A 22,330-nucleotide genomic window follows, 5' to 3' on the forward strand; every position below is an offset into this window, starting at 1 on the left:
GTGACGTGGCCCGCGTCCGAGGCTCCGCGCCCGGCGGGCCGACCACCGAACACGACTGGACGGTTCCCCATGCCCCAGCCCGCTCTGCTCGCCCACGACCTCGTCCGCGTCCTGGACGGCCGGCGCGTCCTCGACGGCATCTCCCTGACCGCCTCCCCCGGCCACCGCATCGGCCTGATCGGGGAGAACGGCGTCGGCAAGTCCACCCTGCTCCGGGTGCTCGCCGGCGTCGACGAACCCGACGCGGGAAGCGTCTCGCGCCCCGCCGAACCGGGCTTCCTCCACCAGGAGATGCCCTACGACGCCGACGCCACCGTCGCCACGGTGCTGGACGAGGCGCTGCGCGAGGCCCGCGAGGACCTCGCCGAACTGGAACGGCTCGGCCAGGAACTCGCCCGCGTCCCGCAGGACGACCCCGGGCACCAGGAACTCCTCGACGCCTACGGCAGGCGGCTGGAGCAGGCCCAGGACCGGGAGTCCTGGGACGCCGACCGCCGCGCGGCCCTGGTGCTCGACGGACTGGGCCTCGGCACGGTCGGCCACGACCGCCCGCTGGGCTCGCTGTCCGGCGGGCAGCGCGGCCGGCTCGCCCTGGCCGCGCTGCTCGTACGACGCCCCTCCGCGCTGCTGCTCGACGAGCCGACCAACCACCTCGACGACGGCGCCGCCGCCTTCCTGGAGGAGCGGATCCGCGCCCTGCCCGGAACGGTCGTGGTCGCCAGCCACGACCGGGCCTTCCTCGACGCGGTCTGCACGGACATCATCGATCTCGACCCGGCGGTGGACGGCCCGGTCCGCTACGGCGGCGACTACACCGCCTACCTGGGCGAGAAGCGCGCCGAACGGGAGCGCTGGGAGCGGCGGTACGCCGAGGAACAGCGGGAACTGGCGGAGCTGCGGCAGGCGGCCGGGGTGACCGCGCACCGGGTCGCCCCGGACCGGGGCCGCACCGACAACGAGAAGATGGGCTACGGCCACCGGGCGGGCCGGGTGCAGAACCAGATCTCCCGCCGGGTGCGCGACGCCACCCGGCGGCTGGAGGAGCTGGAGCGCGCCCGGGTCGCCGAGCCACCGCGCCCGCTGCGGTTCGCGGCCGGGGAGCTGACCGCGCGGGCCGAGGAGGGCCCGCAGCCGCTGGTGGCCCTGCGGAACGTCCGGGTGCCCGGCCGGCTGGCGCTGGACGCGCTGGAGATCCAGGCGACCGACCGGCTGCTGGTCACCGGCGGCAACGGGGCCGGCAAGTCCACGCTGCTCGCCGTACTCGCCGGACGGCTGGCGGCCGAGGGCGAGGTGCGCAGGCGGCGCGGGCTGACGGTGGGGCTGCTCACCCAGGACACCGTGTTCGACCGGCCCGAACGCACGGTTCGCGACACCTACGAGCTGTCGCTGGGCCCGGCACGGGCCGAGCGGGTGCCGCTGACCTCGCTCGGGCTGCTGCACGAGGCCGACCTGGACAAGCCCGTCGGACGGCTGTCCGTCGGGCAGCGGCGGCGGCTCGCGCTGGCGCTGCTGGTGGCCCGCCCGCCCCAGCTCTTGCTGCTCGACGAGCCGACCAACCACCTCTCCCCTCGGCTGTGCGACGAACTGGAGGAGGCCCTGGGCTCGGGCCCCGGCGCCATCGCCGTCGCCAGCCACGACCGCTGGCTGCGGCGGCGGTGGCGGGGCCGGGAGCTCCGGCTGGAGCCGGGAGGCCGGCTGGACGCGGGAGGCGGGCGGCGAGAGAATCCGGCCGTGGTGCGTTCGGGGGCCTGAGCCGCCGGGCGCCGGGCGCTGCGGGGTGGTGCTCCCCATGGGGCGGCACCGCCCAGAACGGTGACGGGTTCTTGCGCCACACTTCAGTCACCTGTCAAGATGGTGATGTGAACCTTGACCACGTTTTCGTATGCGGACACCCGGCCCTCGACTTCGCGGCCACCCTGCGTGCCCGGCGCTCGACCCGGTTCGAGATGTTCGTGACGCCGGACCGGCTCAACGCCTGGTACCTGGAGTCCGGACTCGTGGACACGATCACGCCCGCCGACGAGTCGGACGTCCGGGAGGCGACCACCGTACGCGAGGCCGTGTACCGCCTCGTCACCAATCGCCGACTCGGCGAGCAGTTCGACCGCGAGGCGCTCGCCGTGGTCAATGGCGCGGCGCGCAAGACGCCGGTGACGCCGCAGCTCACCCTGGCGGGCCGGCACAGCGAGGCGACTCCGGCGCAGGCCCTGGCGACCGTCGCGCGGCAGGCCGTCGAGCTGCTCAGCGGCCCGGACGTCCCGCTGATGAAGGAGTGCGGCAACCCCGAGTGCACGCGGGTCTACATCGACCGCTCGCGGGGCATGCGGCGCCAGTGGTGCGGCATGGAGTCCTGCGGCAACAAGATCAAGGCCGCCGCCTACCGGGCCCGGAAGAAGACCGCGCCCGCGCTCGCGCGATGACCCTCTGACCTGGGCATCGCGCTCCTCGGCCGTGCCGCGGGCCCGGCCGGCCGCGCGAGCCGGTCGGCGTGGTCGTGCCGTCCGGCGGTGTCCTCGGTATGCCGAACGGCGACGGCTCCCGGTCGTGGTGCGCGCCGGACTCCTCGCGGGGGCGGCCGGCCCCGCGGCACGGGTGAGGAGTGCGGCGAGCGCACCGCCTCGCGTGGGGACGCGGACGGGGCGGGGGCGGGGCCTCAGCCGATGGTGACGACCCGGGCCCACGCCGGCGGAGTCTCCGGCACGTAATCAGGATCCGTCTCGTCCACGGCGCGGGCGGGGCGGGGGAACAGTCCGACGACGGTCCGGCAGGCCGGCTGCTCCGAGGGCCAGGGTGTCTGGCCGTCCGTCAGGGCGACGATCACGTCCGGGCGCGGCCGGGAGCGGAGCGCCCGGGCGAAGCCGGAGCGCAGGTCGGTGCCCCCGCCGCCGATCAGTTCGATGTTCTCGGCACGGCAGAGGGGTACGGCGATCCCGGCCGCCGCGTCGCAGGAGATCACCGAGACCAGGTCGCGTCGCCCTCCCACCGCACGCGCGATCGCCGCCACTTCCAGCAGCGCGCTGCCCAGTTCGGCGTCGCTCACCGACCCGGAGGTGTCGATGACGACGCAGACCCGGGGCGGCGTACGGCGCAGGCTCGGCAGCACCACCCCGGGGACGGAGGCGGAGCGCCGGGACGGGCGCCGGTAGGTGTGGTTCTCCCCCGCCCCCGGCGCGCCGGCCGCCGAGCGGACCGCCGCCCCGAGCAACTGCCGCCACGGCTGCGGCGGATGGAACGCCTCGTCGGCCCAACGGCGCCAGCCGTCCGGCGCGTTGCCCGGCTCGCCCTTGATGCCCTCGGCCACCCGGAAGCGGACCGCGTCGCGCTGCCGCCTGGTCAGCCCGTGGGCCCCGTCAGGCCCCAGCTCCCACGGCGGCTGCCGGCCGTCGGCGCCGCTGCCGCAGTCCAGCCAGGCCAGGTCCGCGGCGAGGGAGGTCATCGTCGCCGTCCGCAGGTACTCCTCCATCAGCAGCCCGGCGGGCAGCCGCAGCAGCGACGGCAGGACCGCTCCGGTGGGCAGGGGCAGGCCGTCGCCGTAGATGTCGTCGTTGATCTCGAAGTCCGCGGCGATGTTCTGCCGCAGCCGCTCGCCCGGCCCGTGCAGATCGTGCTCCCGTGCGTACCGCTCGCCCCGCTCGTGGTGGTCGCGCAGCAGATGGGAGACCTCGTGCACCCAGACGCCCGCCAGCTCCTCCACCGGGGTGCGCGCCACGAAGCCGGGCGAGACATAACAGCGCCAGTACGCGTCCACCGCCATCGTCGGGACCGACCGGTCCACCACGATGTGCAGCGCGAAGAGCGCGTCGGCCAGATAGGGACGGACCTTCACCGCGTGCAACCTCGCGGCCAGCAGTTTCTCCATGTCCAGCGGGATCTCCGGGCCGGCGGAGCCCCCCGGTCCGCCGGGTACGGCCGACGCCTCCTCCGGAGCGGCCCGCACCGGACGCGGCTTCGGGGGCCGGGACAGGGGGCGTGGCAGCGGGCGGGACAGCGGGCGCGCGGACACGGAGTCCCCCGAGGCCCCCGTCATCGGCGCGCCCCCGTCACGTGTCCGGTGTCGGCCGTCGTGGCCCGCGCCACCGACCGGTCCGCGCGCCGGGCGAGACCGACCACCGGGGCCAGCCGCTCCACTGCCCGCGGCACCTCCCAGTCGTCGCGGCGCAGGGAGGCCAGTGTCCTGGCCGGGGCGACGAGCAGGTCCGGAGCGCCGGTCTCCATGGCGCGGGCGAGCACCGCCCAGGCCGCCTCCCACCGCTGCCGCTCCGGGCGGGCCCCGACGGCGGCGACCAGTGCCTCCAGCGCCGCCTGGCGCAGATCCCCCCGCTCGGGGAGTACGGCGGAGGACGGATCGGCGAGCAGTGTCTCCGGGTTCGGCAGGTCCATGCGGTCCAGGTGGGCGAGGAGCTCCAGCCCGGGGCCGTCTCCCACCGCGCCCCGCACCAGCAGCGCCAGCACCTCGCGGGAGGCGGCGGCCGCCGTGCCGAAGGCCAGCAGGGTCAGCGCGGCCTCCCAGCTGCGGGGCGAGGGCCAGGCGCCGCCGCGCCGAGTCTCGGTGCTCGGCAGCCGGTGGATCAGCGTCGGCCTGACCTCGAGAAAGCCGCGCACCGCGCGCCGGGCGAAGGCCACCGCCTCCGGCAGCCGCTCGGGCACCAGCCGTGGCAGCTCCGCGCGGGGCCAGACCCCGCCCAGCCCGCGCACCACCACGTCCCGGTCGTGCACCCAGTGGAGGTGGACGAAGCGGTTGGCCAGCGGCGGGCTCAGTTCCCATCCGTCCGCGGCCGACGCCCACGGATTGGCGGCGGCCACGATCCGCACGCCGGGCGGCAGTCTCAGTTCCCCGACCCTCCGCTCCAGGACCACCCGGAGCAGGGCGGCCTGGACGGCCGGAGTGGCGGTGGACAACTCGTCCAGGAACAGCAGACCGCGCCCCGCGCGCACCAGTTCCACCGCCCACCGCGGCGGTGCCATCGGCACTCCCCGCGCCGCCGGGTCGTCGCCTATGACGGGCAGCCCGGAGAAGTCGGACGGCTCGTGGACGCTGGCGATCACGGTCGTCAGCGGCAGGTCGAGGGAGGCGGCGAGCTGGGTCAGGGCCGCGGTCTTGCCGATGCCCGGCTCGCCCCAGAGCAGCACGGGCAGGTCGGCGGCGACGGCCAGGGCGAGCGCGTCGAGTTGTTCGTCGGGGCGTGGCTCGGTGGTGGTCGTCCGCAGGAGGGCGAGGAGGTCGTCGGCGAGGGCGAGCCGGGCGCCGGTTCCGGACGCGTCGGTGGCAGCGGGGGCGGGCGCGGACAGCGGGGTACTGCGGGTCATGGACATCACCTGGGGTGAGGGAACGGGAAAGCCGTTCCGGAGGTCATGGGAAGGAGCCGTACGGCACCGAACGCGCGGTACGGGTGAGGGTTTTCCGTCGGTGTGCCGGTGGTCAGCGGGTCATGCCGGTACGCGGACGGTCCCGGCCGGCGCGCTTGCGGCGCACCTCGTGAGGCGTGCGGCGGTCGAGCCGGGGACGGTGGCCCGCCTCCGCGTGTCCGCCACCCGCCGCCCCGGCGGCGGGGTGGACGGCGACCAGTCCCGAGCGGAAGAGCCCGTGGTCGACACGGCGCTGCGCGGCCGACTCCAGTTCCTCCCGGAGCGGCCCGTCGCGCAGCACCGCGGCGGGGCCGAGCAGACCCTCGACCACGGCGAGCGCCCCGGCGACGTCACCGTGGCGGAGCCGCTCCCGGACCGCGGGCAGTGCTTCGGGGCTGCGGTGCACCGCGTCGATCGCTCGCAGGCAGGGCAATGCCGGGCCGCCGAGCGCGACCAGCAGTCCCTCACGGCGCAGTTCGGCCGGGTCGTGGTCGACCGCCGTCAGCACCCCGTCCCGAAGCGCGATCCGGTGGACCTCGCCCCGGCATGCCACCCGGTGCGGATCACCGGGCGCGGCGGCCGGGCCGGACACCGCCGCGCGACCGGACGCCGGAAGCGCCGCGGCGACGAGCGGATGCAGCCGCCCGGGCGCGATCAGCCCGGCCCGCAGCAGTTCCAGGTCCGGCAGGACCCGGGCCGCCGCCTCCGGCAGCAGCGGAAGCGCCGCTGCCTCCGCCGGAGGCAACACCTCCCGCAGCGGTCGGCACACCGGGGCGTGGCTGTCGTCCGGGGCGACGAGTTCGAGGACGGCGCGGCTGCGGGCGTCGAGCCGCACGGCGAACGCCCCTCGGGGACGCCCTTCGGCCCGCAACAGCAGCTCCGCCTCGGCGGCCCAACGCCCCACCGCCCACAAGGCACTGGTACCGGCGGATGGGTCGGCCGGGTCGGACCGGCCGCGCCCACCGTGCGGGTCGGATAGGTCCGCGGGCTCCGCGGAGGTCGCTTCGTACGCCCCGCATCGCCGCGTCAGTTCCCGGCTCCGTCCGGCGTCCCAGAGGTGCCGGTGCAGGTCGAGCCGGAAACGCCGGTCGGGGTGCGGATGCGGGTGGTGCCGTGGTGCGCCGTGCGCAGGCCCCTCCCACAGGGTCAGGGACATCCGCTGCCCGGCGTCCGCCCAGGCCGGCGGGGTGCGCACCACCAGTTCCAGCGGCGGGGCGCCATCCGCACCGTACCGGGCCAGCGACACGGTGAGGCCGGGTCTGAGCCGCCCGTCGGGGGCGATCCGGGGCATGTGCCAGCGGAGCAGGTCCGGCGTGAGCCGCCGCAGATCCGCTCGGAGGCGGTGGACGAGGTCGGTGCCGTGGCGGTCGCGCACGGCGCGCAGATCGAGATCGACGTCGATCCGGGCGGCGGCGCAGGCCCCCGCCCAGTCGCCGACAGCACGCCGTGCGGTCGCGGTCTCGATCATGGACGGTGGCACGGCGTACTCACGCACGCGTTGCCACATCGACAGGCGGGACGGGGGGTCGTTCGCGAAGTGATGTGCCATCAGCCACCACCTTGCGCGGACGATGCCCCCAATCCGTACGAGGAGAAGTTCATCATCGCGGGCATCGTAACCGTCCCGCCGATGATCCGCCTCTCCTTTTTCCGCCCCGCGCACTCCCCCACCTACCGAGATGAGCGCCGGAAGTACTGTGCCTCTACCAGCCGTTGTGGTTCATGGGACGCCGTGTCCTGCGGGTCGTGCGCACCGGGCGGTACGAGATACCGCGCGGAGCCGAGGCGAACTACAGCGCCGCACCGCGACTCCGCCTTGTTCCCGGAGCCGGGTTCCCCATCCCGCGACCGAACGTTCGCCGATCGCACCCGTCTGTCCGAGCTGCTCCTCGCAAGGGGGACCGGCAAGACATCCCGCAACGGCCTGCCCACGTCCGGGTGAAGACGGCCGGAAGCCCTCTGTCCGCACCGTGCCCGAAGGGATGCACTGGGACCAGCGGCCCCACCGGTCCCACCCACCGTCAACACCGGTCACCCCAACCGTCGCACGCACGTCGGCAACCGCCGTCCCCAGCCATCCTGGACCCCCGCCCTGCTACCCCCTCCCCGCGGCCCGGACGTCGCGGTACCGGGGTTCGCCAAGAAGAGGTGACGCAGCAATGAACACGGAACGGCAATCCGCCGCCCGCCTGATCGACGAAAGCCTGGGCTTCCTGTTCCCCGCGGCGCTGCGCGCTGCCGCCGCCGTGCGAGTGGCCGACCACATGACGGACGACGACGAGAGCGTCGAGCGGCTCGCCGAGGCGACGGGGACCGACGCCCGCAACCTCGGGCGGGTCCTGCGGCTGCTCGCCACTCGCGGCGTGGTCGAGGAGACGACCGCGGGACGTTTCCGGCTGACCACCACCGGTCAGGCGCTGCGCTCCGACGCCCCTCATTCCGCCCGCGCCGCGATCCTGATGCTGACCGACGCCACCATGTGGCGTCCTGCCGGGGAGATGCACCGCTGCCTGACCGAGGGCGGTTCCGCCTTCGCCGACATCTTCGACACGACGTTCTTCGACTACTTCGCACGCGACGCGGAAACCGCCGCCGTCTTCCACGACGGCATGGCCGCCATGTCGGACCACGAGAACGACCCCATCGCCGAGGCCTACGACTTCCCGCCCACCGGCACCGTCGTCGACGTCGGCGGCGGCCACGGCGGCCTGCTCCTGGAGGTCCTCCGCCGACAGCCCGGCCTGCACGGGATCCTTTACGACCAGGCCCACGTCCTGGCCGACCACCGGCTGCGCGACCACGACGACATCTCCGGCCGATGGTCCACGGCCGAGGGTGACTTCTTCTCCTCGGTCCCGACCGGGGACGTCTACCTCATCAAACGCATCCTCCACGACTGGGACGACGAGCAGTCCGCCCTCATCCTGCGCAACTGCCGGCAGGCCATGGCACCCGGCGGCCGCATCCTCGTCATCGACGCCGTCGTGCCACCCGGCAACCAGCCCCACCAGTCCAAAACCCTCGACCTGATGATGATGAGCTCCCTCGTGGGACGCGAACGCACCGAAGAGGACTTCGTCCAACTCCTCAAGGAAGCGGGACTGCGCCTGCGACGCATCGTGCCGACATCAACCGTGCTGTCCATCATCGAAGCCGTGAGCACCGACCAGTAGTGCTTCGTTGGGTTGTGCGTCCGCTTCTGCTGGTGGTGAGGGGCTGGCCGCATGAAGGGTGGGTGTCGGGGACCTGGTAGAGGGTCTGGCGGTGTGCGGACTCTCGGGTCGAGCCGCCTGAGGGTGAACCGCCGGGCAGATGTTCCGGGCCTGGCGCGCACAGCGTGGGAGCACGCCCGGCAGCCCGCCAGTGCTCCCGGCCAGGCCGCCCGCGGACCCGGCGCCCGCAGGATCGAGACGAAGGCCGTGCGCGGGGCACAACTGCCGCGTGCGGTCCGGGCTCTTGGCCATCGGCCGGTCCGAGACGACCACCGCCGGACGGGCCCCGGCCGCGCGGGTGAGGTCGGGCGGATGTCAGTGGGTCGTGTGCAGTTCGGCGATGTATCCGCCCGGGAACCGAACCGTCGCGGTGGAACGGCCCTCGGCGGTGTACGGCCCCCACAGCACCTTCGCGCCCGCTGCCTCGGCCTTGCGCAGCGTGGCTGAGAGGTCGTGCACCGCGTAGCCGGTGGTCTCGCGGCCGAACGGGTAGGGAAGGTGGCCGTCGGTGACGCTGACGACGGTGTTGCCGAACGGGGAGCGGATCGCGATGCGCCGGTAGGCCCGGCCGGGCAGACCGATGTCACCGGCGTCCGCCGCCCACTGGTCCGAGACGATCCGGCCACCGGTGAACCGGAGGTAGGCGCCGAGGAACTCGCCCACCGAGTCGGGCGTCAGGTAGACGCGGTTGTCCGGCACGGTCTTCAACGGCGCGTACGACGGGGCCTTGGTGTGCCAGTAGAGCTGGGCGTTGACGCCCCCGGGGAACTGGACGACCGCGTCCCGTCCGATGGGATCGTCGAAGGGTGCCACGACGACGCGTGCCCCGCTCTGGCGGGCCTGCCGGACGCCCCGGTCGAGGTCGCTCACGAGCCAGCCCGTCCGCTCGGTGCCGAACGGATACGGAACGGGCGTCTTGAAGTCGAAGACGGACAGGGTGCCGACGGGCGAATGGACCAGCTGGGACTCGGTGCTGCTGGGCGTGGGGGTGACGGTCGTGACGACCTTCGCGGTGTGCGTGCCACCGAAGGTCGCCTCCCAGCTCGCGACGAAGGTGTCCACGTCGCCCGGGGTGACGTAGACGTGCGTGGTGTCGTACTGGGGGCCGACCGCCGTGGTGGGGACCACGGCGGCGGCCCGCTCGCTGTGGGCCGAGGTCGGTGCCCCGGAGCCCACGACGCTCAATGCCACCAGTAATGTGGGCAGCACCCAGGCCATCGTCTTGCGCTTCATCGCCGTCCTTTCCCGTGCGAGCAGGTCAGCCGAGCGTAAGGAACGGGAAGGCGGGCGAGGTTACCGTCAGCGCACCGGGTGTTGCCTGTCAGCGAACGGACCGGCCCTCCCGGTGGCCCCTGACGGAGGTACCGGTCGTCGGGCCTGCTCTGGTGGCCGTTCACGGTGCTCCCGGGATGCCAGGGGCGGCGCCGTGTACCCGTCTTTCTTCCCGTTCCGCCACGGCGGCGGGTTCGCCTGCGGCCGAACGGGACGCGCAGGCTCGTGCCCCGGGCGGTTTCACCGGGTGAGGAGACGCGCGGGGCGTGACGCGTCACGCGCGGTCGTCACCGGGCCTGGACATGAGTAGTGCGCTCAGGAGCGCCGAGTGGTGCACGGAGGAACAACCGGTCCGCCCGGCATCTTCCTAGCCTGGCCGCGACCCCGTGAGCGACCATCCGAGGAGAACCATGGCCGGACAGACCGTCGCCGAGCAGTATGCGGACCTCGTCGACGCGGTCCGACGGTATGACTCCCTCGAATGGGTCCAGGTGCGGCACGAGGAGGTCGCGGCCTTCGCCGCCGGTGCCGAAGCCCAGTTGACGGGCAGGCTCGCCGCGTGCGCGGGCTCGTGCGGGCCGGGCAACCCGCATCTGATCAACGGCCTGTTCGACGCGCACCGCTCGATGGCACCGGTCCTCGCCCGCCGCACAGATCCCGAGCGGCGAGATCGGCACCGGATACTTCCAGGAGAGCCATTCCGGGGACGTCGCCGCGCAGGCCGCCCCGGCCGGCGGCGCGGCACTCGCCACGCCGCCGGACCGCCCGACGATCCGGCCCGCGGACGATGAACTGCGAGGCTGCGTGAGGCATTCGCCCACGACGGGCCGGCCCTGGTCGACGTGGTCACCGATCCCCACGCCCTCGCGACCCCGCCGAAGATCACCACCGAACAGGTCACCGGGTTCGCGCTGTCGGCGAGCCGCACCCGCCCTCACGTGCGGCGCCGGGCGCGTGCTCGACCTGGCCCGGGCGAACCTCCGCGATGTTCCGCGTGCGGGACGGGGACGACGGCCAGGCGCCGTCCCCGTCCCGCACGGCAACCCACGCTCCGCACCCCCGTCGACCCGAAGGGCCACCGGCATGTCAGATCCGACAGGTGTCACGCACCACACCGCCGTACTCAACGGCATCAAGCAGCACTGGGCGAGCGCGGGCCACGGCCCGCCGGTCTACCTGCTGCACGGCTTCCCCGAGACCTGGTACGGCTGGCGCAAGCAGATACCCGTGCTGGCGGAGCGGTTCACCGTCATCGCACCGGACCTGCGCGGCTACGGCGACACCGACAAACCCGCCTCCGGCTACGACAAGCGCACCATGGCCAACGACATCGTCGCGCTGGCGGATCACCTCGGACACGAGCGGATCGCACTGGTCGGCCACGACCGGGGAGCCCGGGTCGGCACCCGGTTCGCCAAGGACCACCCGGAGCGCATCGACCGTTTCGTGGCCATGGACAACATTCCCACCCGGATCATCGCCGAGACCTACGACGTGCGCCTCGCCCGGCAGGGCTACTGGTTCTTCACCTTCCTCGGCGTCCCCGACCTGCCCGAGGCGCTGATCGCCGGCCGTGAGGAGACCTGGCTTACCCACTTCTACCGCAGCTGGTCGTACAACCCCGACATGCTCACCCCCGACGAGATCGCGGTCTACGTCCGCGCCTACCAGCAGCCCGGCGCCGTACGAGGGTCCTGCATGGACTACCGCGCGGCACCGCAGGACGTCGCCCAGGACGAGGAGGACGCCGACCGGCTCATCGACTGCCCCGTGCTGACCCTGTGGGGCGAGGACTTCAGCGCCGTCGGACAGGCCTATGACGTCCTCGACGTGTGGAAGTCGATGGCCCGCGACGTCCGTGGCGTGCCCATCGCCCCATGCGGGCACCTGTGCCAGGAGGAACGACCGGACGTCGTCAACCGCGAACTCCTGGACTTCCTCGCCGACTGGAGCGGCTGACCCGTGTCCCCCTCGCGGGCACGGACAGTCCACAAGCGGGGCGCTGACGGACAAATGCCTTCAGCGCGCCGGTTCTAAGGTTCCTGACGAAACCAGCGGCAACCCGCTCATCCAGTCCGCGCCGTCCGCTCAGGCCGTCCGGCACACCGACCATCACCCCGGAAGAGAGCACTCCCATGTCCCGTTCCCCCAAGCCGACCGTCGTCCTCGTCCACGGCGCGTTCGCCGACGCCTCCAGCTACGCACAGGTGATCCCCCGGCTCATCGCCCGCGGCCTGGACGTCGTCGCACCGGCCGTCCCCAACCGCAGCCTGATCGGCGACGCCGCCTACATCGCCTCGATCGTCCGGCAGATCCCCGGCCCCGTCGTCCTGGTGGGCCACTCCTACGGCGGCGCGGTCATCACCGTCGCCGGCACCGAGGAGAACGTCCAGGCGCTGGTCTACCTGGCGGGTTACGCGCTGGAGAAGGGCGAGAGCCTCGGTGAGCTCCAGGGACGCTTCCCGGACTCCGACCTCGCCGCCGCCCTCGTCTACACGCCCTTCCCCATCGAGGGCTCGACCGAGAACGGCACCGACGTGTCGGTCCGGCCCGACAAGTTCCCGGCCATCTTCGCCGCCGACGTCGACACCCGGCTCGCCGAGATCCTCGCCGTCTCCCAGCGCCCCCTGGCCGCCCAGGCGTTCGCCGATCCGGCCCCGGCCGCCGCCTGGAAGACCAAGCCCTCCTGGGGCCTGGTGGCCTCCTCCGACCACACGATCAACCCGGACGTGGAACGCTACGGCTACCAGCGGGCCGGCATGACCACGGTCGAGGTCGACTCGTCCCACCTGGTGATGCTCTCCCACCCCCAGCGCGTCGTCGAACTGATCGAGGAAGCCGTCCGGGCCACCTCCGCCTGAGGCCCCGGCTGCCGGCCGCGCCCGCACGCCCGCCCGCCCGGCCGTCCGGGCGCGGCCTCCTTCTCCTTCCTCCACCCCGCTTCGCAGAGAGTGACCGATGAACTCACCGATCTCACGCCGCACCGTGACCACGTCCCTCCTGGCCGGCGCCGCCGCGCTGGGCACTTCGGGCGTCGCGTACGCCGCACCGGCCCAGACGTCCCACCGCCGCCCGGGCAGACCGCACGGGCGCCCGGACACCCCCACCGTGGTGCTGATCCATGGCGCGTTCGCCGACGCCTCCAGCTGGAGCGGCGTCGTCCAGCGCCTCCAGCGGCACGGCCACCGGGTGCTGGCGCCGGCCCTGCCCCTGCGCGGACTGGCCAGCGACGCCGCCTACATCCGCAGTGTCCTGGACAGTGTCACCGGACCGGTCGTGCTGGCGGGGCACTCCTACGGCGGAGCGGTCATCAGCCAGGCCGTGTCCGACGCCCCGCACGTCAAGGCCCTGGTGTACATCGCCGCCTTCGTGCCCGAGGTCGGGGAGAGCGCGCTCCAGCTCACCGGCAAATTCCCCGGAAGCACCCTGGGACAGGCCACCGTCACCCAGAACTACCCGCTGCCCGGCGGCGGACAGGGCGAGGAACTGATCATCAGGAAGGACCTGTTCCGACGCCAGTTCGCGGCCGGTGTCCCCCTCCGGACCGCCCAGGTCATGGCCGCGGGACAGCGGCCGATCACCCTCGCCGCGCTCCAGGAGCCCGCCACCGCCGCCGCGTGGAAGACGATCCCCAGCTGGTACCTCGTGGCGACCGAGGACCGCAACATCCCGCCGGCCGCGGAGCGGTGGATGGCCGCGCGCGCCCGAGCCCGCACCGTCGCCGTCCGGGCCCCGCACGCGGTGTCGGTGAGCGACCCCGGGCCCGTCACCGATCTGATCCTGAGCGCCGTGCGCTCCGTGTGCTGACCCGGACCGCTCACTCGTTCCCGCGCGCGACGACGGCGTCGCGCCCGACGACGGGCTCCCTGCGGTCGTGACCGACCGGCCTCGGGAAGCGGGCAAGAGGCGTCCGCGGCCGACCGGGTCCCCGACGCCCGGGCGTCCGGCACACCGGACGCCCTGCGCGCCGACTGCGTCAGCTCAACAGGTGGGAGTCCGCAGCGTAAGGGGCGTCGCCCCGGTGGCGTTGCCGGGGAACGCACGGAACTTCGCCTGTCACGGCGTGTCCGGCCGGTCGGGCAGCGGATCACCCGGGTGCGACGCTCAGAGCGAAGAACCAGGGCGCGCGGAGACAACCGAGGCGCGTCGGCGGCCCCTGGTCTGTGGGCGTTCCACGTGCCCACTGCTCGACGTACGACCGGCGCATCCGGCGAATCGGCGCGCATTTCGAGTTCCCCCTCGCCACCTCGGGCACGGCCCGGAACCCGCCCGCCCCGATCCCGACGGTGTCCTCCGGCCGACACGGCGATCCCGCCGGCCACCTGCCGTCGCCCACGTGGTGCCCCACCTTGCGATCGACCACCGACAGACATCCTCGAGAAAGAGACAAGCACGCACATGCCCACAGCCCTCCCGAGAATCGCCGCCGGCCTCCTGGCCTCGGCCCTGACCGCAGCCCTCACGGTGACCGCGGCAGGTCCCGCGGCCCCGGCCCCCGCCTCCTCGCACAACGCCGTCCGCTTCCTGGCGCACCTGGACATCGCCGAGGGGCAGCGCCCGGAGAACATCACCCTCGAACCCGGCGGCGCGGCGGTGGTCACCTTCGCCTACAGCCGTCAGGTCGCGCGCATCACCCCCGACGGCACCGTCCACGTCCTGGCCACCCTGCCCGAGCCCCCGGCCGGCGCGGTCACCCCTGCCCTGTCCTCGCCGTTCCTCGGCGGCATCGTCCGCGCTCACGACGGCACCCTGTACTTCCTGTATGCGACCGGCAGCGCCGACCTCACCGGTCTGTGGCGCCTGCGCCCCGGAAGCGCCCCTCGGCGCATCGCCGCACTCCCGGCCGACGGTCTGCCCAACGGGCTGGCCCTGGACGAGCGGACGGGCGCGCTCTACGCCGCCGACTCGGTTCTCGGCGCGGTGTGGCGGATACCGCTCTCCGGGGGCAGGGCCACGCGCTGGGCCGATGCGCCTGAGCTGGACGCCACCGGGTTCCTGGGGGCCAACGGCGTCAAGGTGCACGACGGCGCCGTATGGGTCTCCAACCTCGACCAGGGCACCGTACTGCGCATACCGCTCACCCCCCGTGGCACTGCCGGCCCGGTGCGGATTCGCGCTACCGGCTTGGCGAACATCGACGACTTCGCCTTCATCGGGCAGGGCGAGACCCTCCTCGCGGCGATCAACGCCGACAACGAGGTGGCACGGGTCGAGCCCGACGGCAGTCACCGAGTCGTCCTGACCGGTACCGACGGCCTGCGGAACCCCACCTCACTCGCCGTGCGAGGCCGTACCGCCTACATCGCCAGCGGTGCCTACTTCACCAACGAGGACCCCAACCTCCTGACGGCCCGCATCGCTCCGGGCAACTAGCCGCGACCCTGCCGCCCCGCGCGGCGGCAGGACCACCCCTCGTACGAGAGGACAAACCCATGACCCAGCCCTCCTCAGCGGCTCCGACGACGACCGGCTTCGATCCCGAGGCGTTCCTGGTCGTACCGGCCCGGACCTTCGACGACCTGAGCGTCGGCGAGGTATTCCGCGCGCCCAGCCGCACGCTGACCGACGCTCACGCCGCCGCCTTCCAGACAGTGTCCGCGGACAACCACCCCGTGCACTATGACGCCGAGTGGGCCCGACGGCACGGCCACGCCGCCCCCGTGGTGCACGGCCTGCAGGTGCTCGCCTTCACCGCGCCGGGAGCCACCCTGTTCCCCCACGTCATCGGCGAGGTCTTCATCCGTTTCCTGGAACTGTCCTGCACCTTCCTCGGCGAAGTACACTCCGGTGACACCCTGTACCCGGCCCTGACCGTCACCGCTTTGGACGCCCAGGGCGACGACGGCGTCGTGACGACGTCGGCCACCATCCACAACCAGCGCGGCGAGTTGGTGCTGTCCGGGCAGCACAAGTACCTGCTGCGGCGTCGGTGAGGTGGCCGCCATGAGACGCCGCTTGCTGCTGCCGGCCGCGCTGGCCTGGTGTGCCGTCCTGGCCGGGTGCTCCGGCCAGGACGCCGACGACTCCGTCGGAGGCGACCCGTCCCCGGTCACGACACCCTCGCCAGGGGAGTCGGCCGAGGGCCCGGCAGCCGGTGGTACCGCCGGGCCGGCCGTACCACCGACGGCGACCGCCTCACCCGGCACGGCGAGCTCGGCGTCCCCCGGCGTACCCGGGCGCTGCCATACGTCCGAGCTCAGTGCGTCCGTCGGCACCAACCGGCCGGGCGCGGGGCAGTTCTCCTTCGCGCTGGTCGTGACCAACAGCTCCCGTCGCACCTGCACGGTGCACGGCTTCCCCGGGGTGGCATTCGTCGACGCGGCGGGCGAGACCGTCACTCCCGCCCCGGAACGAGCCACCGGCGAGAAACCGCGGACAGTGACGCTCGCACCTGGTGCCAGTGCCTGGTCGGCGCTGACCTACACCAATCCCGCGCTCACCGGGGTCACCACGGTGATCCCGGCAGGACTGCACGTCACCCCGCCCGACGAGACAGCCTCGCTCCCAGTGCGCTGGGCCGGTGGTGCGGTGTCCAACACGGGAAAGGCGTCCGTCCCCGCCGTGACCCCGTTCCGTCCGGGTGACGGCGACTGAGAGGAGGAACCGGTATGGGGACGAGCTGACCGGCGCCGACACGCTTCCGGCCCGGCTGCCACGCGCAGCCGGGCCGGACGCGTGTGGGCGGGCCGGAAGCGCCGAAAGCGGGGCATCCGGCACCGCATCGCCCGCAAGGGCATCGAATCCTCCACCCGGCTGAGCCGTCCCCTATGATCTCGATCGTGGGCAACTTCTCCTGAGCGGGCCGCGACGGTCCACAGACATCCGCCCGGCAGGTGCCGGGTTCCGTCAGCGTGTCCGCACGCCCATCTCAGGAGATACGACCACACCATGTCCGTTCACTCTGCCCGTTCCGCCCTGGACGACCGCATCGCACGCCTGCGACAGCTCGCCCACGCCGACACCCGGCTGGAGGGCGTACTGCTCTACGGCTCGTGGACCGTGGGCGAGGCCGACGCCCATTCCGACATCGAGGCATACCTCTACATCCAGGACGACCGCCTCGCCGACTTCGACGGCCCCGGCTTCCTGTCACAGCTCGCACCGCTCCAGCTCTCCTACACCAACATGTACGGCATCCTCGCCGTCGTCTTCGACGACCTGATGCGCGGCGAGTTCCACCTCACTCCCGCCGGTACCGGCATCGACGAAGTCCCCGCCTGGCAAGGCATGGTGCACCTACCCCGCCCCGACGACGCCGTCCTGCTCGACCGCACCGGCCGACTCACCGAGGCCGCCCGGCAGCTGGCCACCTTCCAGCCGCCCGAGCCGGTGACCACCGCCCAGCAGCTCACCAACGAGCTGACCAACTGGACCCTCATGCTCGCCCATGTACTGGCCCGCGGCGAGATCGCCCGCGCCCATGCCTTGCTGCACACCGTCATCGCGCCCCAGCAACTGCAGCTGTGCCGCCTGTTGCGCAACAGCACAGCCCACTGGCTCACCCCCAGCCGCGCGCTCGAACAGGACCTGCCCGACACCGACCGTCATCGTTACGTCGCCACCACAGCTGTCGCCCGCGACCAGGACGTGCGCACGGCGGCACGCAACAGCTGGCGCTGGAGCCGCGAGCTGGCCTCCGAGGCCGCCGACCGCTGGGCCATTCACCTGCCGCACGAACTCCACGAACAGATCAGCGGCCGCATGAACGAACCTCGCTGACCACATCCTGCCACCACTTGGAAGGGCAGCCGGTCTGGAAGCGCCCCCGGAAACCGAAGTCCAAGGCGGCGAAGAAACAGGAGCCGCGCAAGCGGCGGCGTGCGGAAAGCCGGGCGACGCGACACGCCTGGCCCGGGTGTAAGCACTCCAGTGCCTGGCGGTGCTGACGCTGCCGGACATCGTCCACCGAACAGAGCCTTCGAGTCCGGCCGGCCCCTGCCGGACCGGTCGGCTTCCGCCGGGCCGGATCGGCTCAAAGGGGCGCTGATGAGGCGGCGTCAGGTGGCGGTCTCCCGCAGCAGCAGCGCGGCGATGGCGGTCGCCGTGCCCTTGGGCGAGGCGAGGTCGATGCCGGTGCGTTCGGCGATGCGGGCGAGCCGGTTGTCGACGGTGTTGGGGTGCAGGCCGAGCGCGTGGGCGGTCGCCCGCCGGTCCTGGCCGTGGCCGAGATGGACGCGCAGGGTCTCCAGCAGTTCCGGGCGGTCGGCGATCGGGTCGAGGAGCGCAGCGATGCGGCGGCCGCTCTCGCCGGGCCGGGACAGATGGTATTCGAGGAGCACGTCGTCCAGCCGGTGCTGACCCGGCGGCAGTCCGCAGGCCCGGGCGACGCGCAGTATCTCCCCGGCGGTGCGCGCCGCCTCCGGCACGTCGGCGGGCGCCGCGGCCGGCACGACGGCGATCCGGACCGGGCCGCCCGCCGCCTTCGACAGCCGTGTCACCAGGTCATCGGGGGCTTCGGCGGCCCCGGGCACGATCGCCCGGCCGCCGTCACGTCCGGCGTCGAGGAGGGAGGGCACCTCCACCCCGAAGGCGTGGTCGAGCGCGGTCTGGACGCGGCGCAGCCGGCGGCGCGCGGCGACGGCGCCCTCCTCTCCCGACGGCGCCCCTGCGGCGGGGCCGGGACCGGTAGTGGTGCCGACGGCGAGGACGAGACAGGGGCCTTCGAGGCCGAGCTGTTCGAGCAGTACGTGTCCCGGCGGCAGGGTGCCCTCGAGCAGTCCGCGGACCAGTGAGCGGCGGTGGGCACGCCGTTCGGCGTCGATGGCGGAGCGCTCGTCGAGGTAGGTTTCGGCGACCGCGCCGACGATCCCGTGGTGGGAACCGAGCAGCAGGTCGGCGAGTTCGACGAGGGCGGCCTCCTCGCCGGGCGCGGCCGACTCCCGCAGCCCCTGCCAGAGCACGTACATGCCCAGGGCATGGCTGCGCAGCAGCAGGTGGAGTGGCATGCCCTCCTCGGCGCGCTGGGCGGCCCGTTCGCGGAAGAGCCGCATGCCGCCCGTCCCGGCCGCACCCGCCGCGTCCCCCGGGTCCGCCGGGCGGGATCGCTCCACGACGCCGCGCAGGAAGAGCCGTACCCCGTGGCGTACGGTCGCCGCGATCTCCAGGTCCTTCATCTCGTCGGGCAGCGCCGCGTATCCCGGCAGTTGCTCGAAGGTCTCCCGGGACATCCGCCGGGCGAGGGCGTTGACCTCGGGCTCGCAGCGCAGCGCGAGCGCCCGGGCCGCCTCGGAGATCTCCCGCACGCTCGCTCCCTGTGCTCGTCGCCGCCGTTGTGACGGATCACCGTACCCGGGCCCGGGAGTTGTGACGCGACGGGGTGTCGCACCTGACGTGGGCGGCCGAGACTCGGTGCCGTCCCCGCACACCGCACCGCAGCGAAGGAGCCATCGGTATGACCGAGCACAACCCCACGACGCGCCCGGCGCCCCCGGCATACGAGCCGAAGGACTATCTGGCGTACGCGGACCGCGTCTGGCGGGGCGAGGAGACGCTGTTGCCCCATCTGACCGGCGCCTTCACCTCCGACGAACTGATCCCGATCGGGGACCGGACCGGCTTCTTCCCCGCCTTCGCGAACGTGGCCGCGTTCGACACCGGTGCCGGGCTCGTCCTGGTCGACTCCGGTGACATCCGCACGGCGGAACGGCTGCACACGGCGGTACGGGCGTTCAGTCCCGACCCGGTCCGTGCCGTGGTCTACACCCACGGCCATGTCGATCACGTCTTCGGCGTCGCTCCCTTCGACGCGGAGCCGGTCCGGCCCGAGGTCATCGCCCACGAGGCGGTCGCCGCCCGCTTCGACCGCTACACCGACACCGCCGGCTACAACTCCTGGATCAACCGCCGCCAGTTCGGCGTTCCGGGCCTGAAGTGGCCGACGGCCTACCGGTACCCCGACACCACGTACCGGGACCGGCTGACCGTCCGTCACGGTGCGTTGACGTTCGAGCTGTTCCACGCACGCGGAGAGACGGACGACCACACCTATGTGTGGGTGCCGGAGCTGAAGACCCTCTGCACGGGTGATCTCTTCATCTGGAACTCGCCCAACGCCGGCAACCCGCAGAAGGTGCAGCGCTACCCGGAGGAGTGGGCGCGTGCCCTGCGCGCGATGGGCGAGCTGGGTGCCGAGGTGCTGCTCCCCGGCCACGGCATCCCCGTCATCGGCGCGGACCGTGTCGCCCAGGCCCTGGACGACACGGCGACCTTCCTGGAGACGCTGTGCACACAGACCCGGGAGCTGATGAACCGGGGACTGCGGCTCGACGCCGTCATCCACGGCGTCCGCGTGCCCGAGGAGCTGCTGGCCAAGCCGTACCTCCACCCGGCCTACGACGAGCCGGAGTTCGTCGTACGGAACCTGTGGCGACTGTGGGGCGGCTGGTACGACCAGAACCCGGCCCACCTCAAGCCGGCCCCGGAGGCTGCGGTGGCGGCGGAGCTGGCGGACGCGGCCGGCGGCGCCCTCGCCCTGGCCCGGCGCGCCGAGCGGCTGCTGGCCGCAGGCGAACTGCGGCTCGCCTCTCACCTGGTGGAGACGGCGGCCCTGGCGGCGCCCGAGGACACGGCGGTGGCCAGGATCCGGGCCGAGGTGTACGCGACGCGGGCCGCGCGGGAGACATCGACGATGGCGCGCGGCATCTTCCACTGGGCGGCGGCCGAGTCGGCGGCCGTAGCCGAGGGCACGGACGTGACGACGGAGCTGACCCGCTCGGCCGAGGGCCGGGCCCGCGCGGAAGGGGCGATCAGCGTGGGCGTGGCCGGGCCGGGCGTGGGCGGCGGCGCGGCGGACGAGGACGGCTGCCGCTGATGACCGGCGCGACGGCGAAGGCCGGCCCGTGGGGCACGACCTGGCTGCTGCTCGGCTTCATGCTGGTCAACTTCGCGGACAAGTCGGTCCTCGGGCTCGCCGGGCCGGAGATCATGCGCGAGTTCGGCATCTCCCGGCAGGAGTTCGGCACGGCGCAGGCGGCGTTCTTCGCGCTGTTCTCGGTGTCGGCGCTGGTGGTGTCCGCGCTGACGCGCCGGGTGCGCACCTCGGTGCTGTTGCTCGTGATGGCCGTGCTGTGGTCGGCGGCGCAGCTGCCGATGGTGTGGGCCGCCACGGGTTTCGGCACCCTGGTGGCCACCCGGGTGCTGCTCGGCGCGGCCGAGGGTCCGGCGGCGCCGGTCGCCGTGCACCATCTGCACGGCTGGTTCGGGCAGCGCGAACGCACCCTGCCGACGGCCGTCCTGATGGCTGGCGCGGCGGCGGGCGTCGCGGTGGCGGCACCTGTCCTGTCCGCGGTGATCTCGGTCGGGGGCTGGCGCTGGGCGTTCGGTGCGGTCGGCCTGACCGGTCTGGTGTGGGCGGTGCTCTGGCGGCGGTACGGCGCGGAGGGGCCGCTCGCGCCACCGGTGGGCGCGACGGCGGGCGGAGTCTCGGAGGCGGGGACGGTGACGGGGGCACCGGCGGCGAGTACACCGGCGGCACGGGATCGGGAGCCGGTCCCCGGGGTGCCGCTGCGGCGGATCCTGCTGAGCGGCACCTTCCTGACCGCGAGCGTGGGCTCGTTCGCCGCGTACTGGCTGATGAGTTCCAAGCTGACCTGGCTGCCGGACTATCTGGAGACGGTCCTCGGCTGGGACGCCCACCGGACGGGCCTGGCGGTGGGTGCGGCGGCGGTCGCCAACGGGGCGGTACTGCTGGTGCACGGACTGCTGGCCCAGCGGGCGGCCCTCCGGGCCCGGCCGCCCCGGCTGCCCGAGGGATCGGGGGCCGGGCTGTTGCTCCTGCTGTCGGCGGCGTCGGTGACGGTGTTCGCGACGGCCGATGCCGGCTGGTTGCGGCTGCCGATGATGCTCGGGCCGATGGCGCCGGCGCTCGTCATGATGACGGTCGGCCAGACGGCCTGTGCCCGGATCACTCCGCCCGCGCAGCGGGGGCTCGTGCTCGGCGCGCTGGTGTGTGTCTTCGCGCTCGGCGGAGTGCTGGCCCCGCTGGTGCTGGGCGCCGTCGTGGACGCGGCCCCGACCGCGGCGGCGGGTTACCGCGACGGCTGGCTGCTCACCGCCGCCCTGCTGGCGGTCGCGGGCGCCCTGGCGACGCTGTTCCTGCGGCCGGAACGGGACGCGCGGCGGCTGGGCGTACCGGAGACGCCGTCGCTGCCGGGTGCGCCGGTGGCGCACTGAGCCGGTCTTCCGCCGCCGCCCCGGCGCCCGTGCCCGCCCCGGCGCCGCGCGCGGTGCCGGCCGTGTGACCTGACACCCGCCCCCAACCGGCATGACGGGGAGGGGCTACCGCTCCGGCGACACACCCTGACCGTCTCCTGGCGGTCGCCGTTGCCTACGGCTTGGTGTCCGGCGGTGCGCCGCCCTGGACGACCACCGGGTCCGGACCGACCACGCCTGGGCCTGCACCACAAACACCTGCTCGACGCGGCGTCACCGCCTCCACCTGGCCGTAAAGAATCGTAAAGAATCCTGTTGAAAGTCTTTGCCGATCATGCCGGGCCCTGCGG

General features: G+C 73.4%; 17 protein-coding genes and 1 pseudogene. 13 read left to right on the forward strand and 5 right to left on the reverse strand.

Annotation, left to right across the window (positions count from 1 at the left end; all coding sequences use genetic code 11):
* Window positions 1-69 precede the first annotated feature (69 nt).
* Together ACSURM_RS01340 and ACSURM_RS01345 are read left to right on the forward strand one after the other, a co-directional pair.
* A complete protein-coding gene (locus ACSURM_RS01340) occupies window positions 70-1,752 on the forward strand; it encodes an ABC-F family ATP-binding cassette domain-containing protein (protein ID WP_436952601.1) in 1,683 nt (560 codons plus the stop codon).
* 107 nt (window positions 1,753-1,859) lie between these two features.
* Window positions 1,860-2,420, forward strand: a complete 561-nt coding sequence (locus ACSURM_RS01345; RefSeq protein ID WP_436952603.1) for a CGNR zinc finger domain-containing protein — start codon at window positions 1,860-1,862, stop codon at window positions 2,418-2,420.
* Window positions 2,421-2,653: 233 nt separating this feature from the next.
* Here ACSURM_RS01345 and ACSURM_RS01350 read toward each other — a convergent pair whose 3' ends face one another.
* From ACSURM_RS01350 to ACSURM_RS01360, 3 genes are all read right to left on the reverse strand, one after another.
* A complete protein-coding gene (locus ACSURM_RS01350) occupies window positions 2,654-3,859 on the reverse strand; it encodes a vWA domain-containing protein (RefSeq protein WP_436960875.1) in 1,206 nt (401 codons plus the stop codon).
* A gap of 164 nt (window positions 3,860-4,023) precedes the next feature.
* On the reverse strand, window positions 4,024-5,307 hold the full coding sequence (locus ACSURM_RS01355; RefSeq protein ID WP_436952605.1) for an AAA family ATPase: 1,284 nt from the start codon (window positions 5,305-5,307) through the stop codon (window positions 4,024-4,026).
* Window positions 5,308-5,419: 112 nt separating this feature from the next.
* A complete protein-coding gene (locus ACSURM_RS01360; RefSeq protein WP_436952607.1) occupies window positions 5,420-6,895 on the reverse strand; it encodes a hypothetical protein in 1,476 nt (491 codons plus the stop codon).
* Window positions 6,896-7,505: 610 nt separating this feature from the next.
* On the opposite strand from ACSURM_RS01360, the gene ACSURM_RS01365 reads away from it, so the two are divergent.
* Complete coding sequence (locus ACSURM_RS01365) at window positions 7,506-8,519, forward strand: methyltransferase (protein ID WP_436952609.1); 1,014 nt, start codon at window positions 7,506-7,508, stop codon at window positions 8,517-8,519.
* Between the two features lie 354 nt (window positions 8,520-8,873).
* On the opposite strand, the gene ACSURM_RS01370 is transcribed toward ACSURM_RS01365, so the two are convergent.
* A complete protein-coding gene (locus ACSURM_RS01370; RefSeq protein ID WP_436952611.1) occupies window positions 8,874-9,791 on the reverse strand; it encodes a glyoxalase in 918 nt (305 codons plus the stop codon).
* A gap of 449 nt (window positions 9,792-10,240) precedes the next feature.
* On the opposite strand from ACSURM_RS01370, the pseudogene ACSURM_RS01375 reads away from it, so the two are divergent.
* The 8 genes and pseudogenes from ACSURM_RS01375 to ACSURM_RS01410 form a co-directional block, all read left to right on the forward strand.
* Window positions 10,241-10,637: pseudogene (locus tag ACSURM_RS01375) on the forward strand (thiamine pyrophosphate-binding protein); the annotation flags it as partial.
* 276 nt (window positions 10,638-10,913) lie between these two features.
* Window positions 10,914-11,789 carry an alpha/beta fold hydrolase gene (locus tag ACSURM_RS01380; RefSeq protein WP_436960877.1) on the forward strand — a complete coding sequence of 292 codons (876 nt, stop codon included), beginning with the start codon at window positions 10,914-10,916 and terminating at the stop codon, window positions 11,787-11,789.
* Window positions 11,790-11,965: 176 nt separating this feature from the next.
* Complete coding sequence (locus ACSURM_RS01385) at window positions 11,966-12,691, forward strand: alpha/beta fold hydrolase (RefSeq protein ID WP_436952613.1); 726 nt, start codon at window positions 11,966-11,968, stop codon at window positions 12,689-12,691.
* Between the two features lie 97 nt (window positions 12,692-12,788).
* Window positions 12,789-13,637 carry an alpha/beta fold hydrolase gene (locus ACSURM_RS01390; RefSeq protein WP_436952615.1) on the forward strand — a complete coding sequence of 283 codons (849 nt, stop codon included), beginning with the start codon at window positions 12,789-12,791 and terminating at the stop codon, window positions 13,635-13,637.
* A 591-nt stretch (window positions 13,638-14,228) separates the two neighbouring features.
* Window positions 14,229-15,203, forward strand: coding sequence for an SMP-30/gluconolactonase/LRE family protein (locus ACSURM_RS01395; RefSeq protein ID WP_436952617.1), 975 nt, complete (start codon window positions 14,229-14,231; stop codon window positions 15,201-15,203).
* 59 nt (window positions 15,204-15,262) lie between these two features.
* The gene (locus ACSURM_RS01400; RefSeq protein WP_436952619.1) at window positions 15,263-15,763 is read left to right on the forward strand and encodes a MaoC family dehydratase; all 501 of its coding nucleotides are present in this window, start codon (window positions 15,263-15,265) and stop codon (window positions 15,761-15,763) included.
* Window positions 15,764-15,773: 10 nt separating this feature from the next.
* Entirely contained in the window at window positions 15,774-16,424 is a 651-nt protein-coding gene (locus ACSURM_RS01405) for a DUF4232 domain-containing protein (protein WP_436952621.1), read from the forward strand.
* A gap of 294 nt (window positions 16,425-16,718) precedes the next feature.
* The gene (locus ACSURM_RS01410; protein ID WP_436952623.1) at window positions 16,719-17,549 is read left to right on the forward strand and encodes a nucleotidyltransferase domain-containing protein; all 831 of its coding nucleotides are present in this window, start codon (window positions 16,719-16,721) and stop codon (window positions 17,547-17,549) included.
* A 278-nt stretch (window positions 17,550-17,827) separates the two neighbouring features.
* Here ACSURM_RS01410 and ACSURM_RS01415 read toward each other — a convergent pair whose 3' ends face one another.
* Window positions 17,828-19,072 (reverse strand): PucR family transcriptional regulator, encoded by a 1,245-nt coding sequence (locus ACSURM_RS01415; RefSeq protein WP_436952625.1) that lies wholly within the window; start codon window positions 19,070-19,072, stop codon window positions 17,828-17,830.
* Between the two features lie 149 nt (window positions 19,073-19,221).
* Here ACSURM_RS01415 and ACSURM_RS01420 point away from each other — a divergent pair, with 149 nt between their 5' ends.
* Window positions 19,222-20,640, forward strand: coding sequence for an alkyl sulfatase dimerization domain-containing protein (locus ACSURM_RS01420; RefSeq protein WP_436952627.1), 1,419 nt, complete (start codon window positions 19,222-19,224; stop codon window positions 20,638-20,640).
* The gene (locus ACSURM_RS01425; protein WP_436952629.1) at window positions 20,640-22,001 is read left to right on the forward strand and encodes an MFS transporter; all 1,362 of its coding nucleotides are present in this window, start codon (window positions 20,640-20,642) and stop codon (window positions 21,999-22,001) included. The genes ACSURM_RS01420 and ACSURM_RS01425 overlap by 1 nt, the downstream gene beginning before the upstream one ends.
* Window positions 22,002-22,330 lie beyond the last annotated feature (329 nt).

The sequence above is a fragment of the Streptomyces sp. SudanB182_2057 genome (assembly GCF_964272715.1).
GTDB classification, from domain to species: Bacteria; Actinomycetota; Actinomycetes; order Streptomycetales; family Streptomycetaceae; genus Streptomyces; species Streptomyces rubradiris.

What these genes read in the sequence shown, in the direction of transcription:
- ACSURM_RS01340 (WP_436952601.1), top strand. Translation starts at nt 70, where the DNA reads ATGCCCCAGCCCGCTCTGCTCGCCCACGACCTCGTCCGCGTCCTGGAC.
- ACSURM_RS01350 (WP_436960875.1), bottom strand. Translation starts at nt 3,859, where the DNA reads ATGGAGAAACTGCTGGCCGCGAGGTTGCACGCGGTGAAGGTCCGTCCC.
- ACSURM_RS01355 (WP_436952605.1), bottom strand. Translation starts at nt 5,307, where the DNA reads ATGACCCGCAGTACCCCGCTGTCCGCGCCCGCCCCCGCTGCCACCGAC.
- ACSURM_RS01360 (WP_436952607.1), bottom strand. Translation starts at nt 6,895, where the DNA reads ATGGCACATCACTTCGCGAACGACCCCCCGTCCCGCCTGTCGATGTGG.
- ACSURM_RS01365 (WP_436952609.1), top strand. Translation starts at nt 7,506, where the DNA reads ATGAACACGGAACGGCAATCCGCCGCCCGCCTGATCGACGAAAGCCTG.
- ACSURM_RS01370 (WP_436952611.1), bottom strand. Translation starts at nt 9,791, where the DNA reads ATGAAGCGCAAGACGATGGCCTGGGTGCTGCCCACATTACTGGTGGCA.
- ACSURM_RS01380 (WP_436960877.1), top strand. Translation starts at nt 10,914, where the DNA reads ATGTCAGATCCGACAGGTGTCACGCACCACACCGCCGTACTCAACGGC.
- ACSURM_RS01385 (WP_436952613.1), top strand. Translation starts at nt 11,966, where the DNA reads ATGTCCCGTTCCCCCAAGCCGACCGTCGTCCTCGTCCACGGCGCGTTC.
- ACSURM_RS01390 (WP_436952615.1), top strand. Translation starts at nt 12,789, where the DNA reads ATGAACTCACCGATCTCACGCCGCACCGTGACCACGTCCCTCCTGGCC.
- ACSURM_RS01395 (WP_436952617.1), top strand. Translation starts at nt 14,229, where the DNA reads ATGCCCACAGCCCTCCCGAGAATCGCCGCCGGCCTCCTGGCCTCGGCC.
- ACSURM_RS01400 (WP_436952619.1), top strand. Translation starts at nt 15,263, where the DNA reads ATGACCCAGCCCTCCTCAGCGGCTCCGACGACGACCGGCTTCGATCCC.
- ACSURM_RS01405 (WP_436952621.1), top strand. Translation starts at nt 15,774, where the DNA reads ATGAGACGCCGCTTGCTGCTGCCGGCCGCGCTGGCCTGGTGTGCCGTC.
- ACSURM_RS01410 (WP_436952623.1), top strand. Translation starts at nt 16,719, where the DNA reads ATGTCCGTTCACTCTGCCCGTTCCGCCCTGGACGACCGCATCGCACGC.
- ACSURM_RS01420 (WP_436952627.1), top strand. Translation starts at nt 19,222, where the DNA reads ATGACCGAGCACAACCCCACGACGCGCCCGGCGCCCCCGGCATACGAG.
- ACSURM_RS01425 (WP_436952629.1), top strand. Translation starts at nt 20,640, where the DNA reads ATGACCGGCGCGACGGCGAAGGCCGGCCCGTGGGGCACGACCTGGCTG.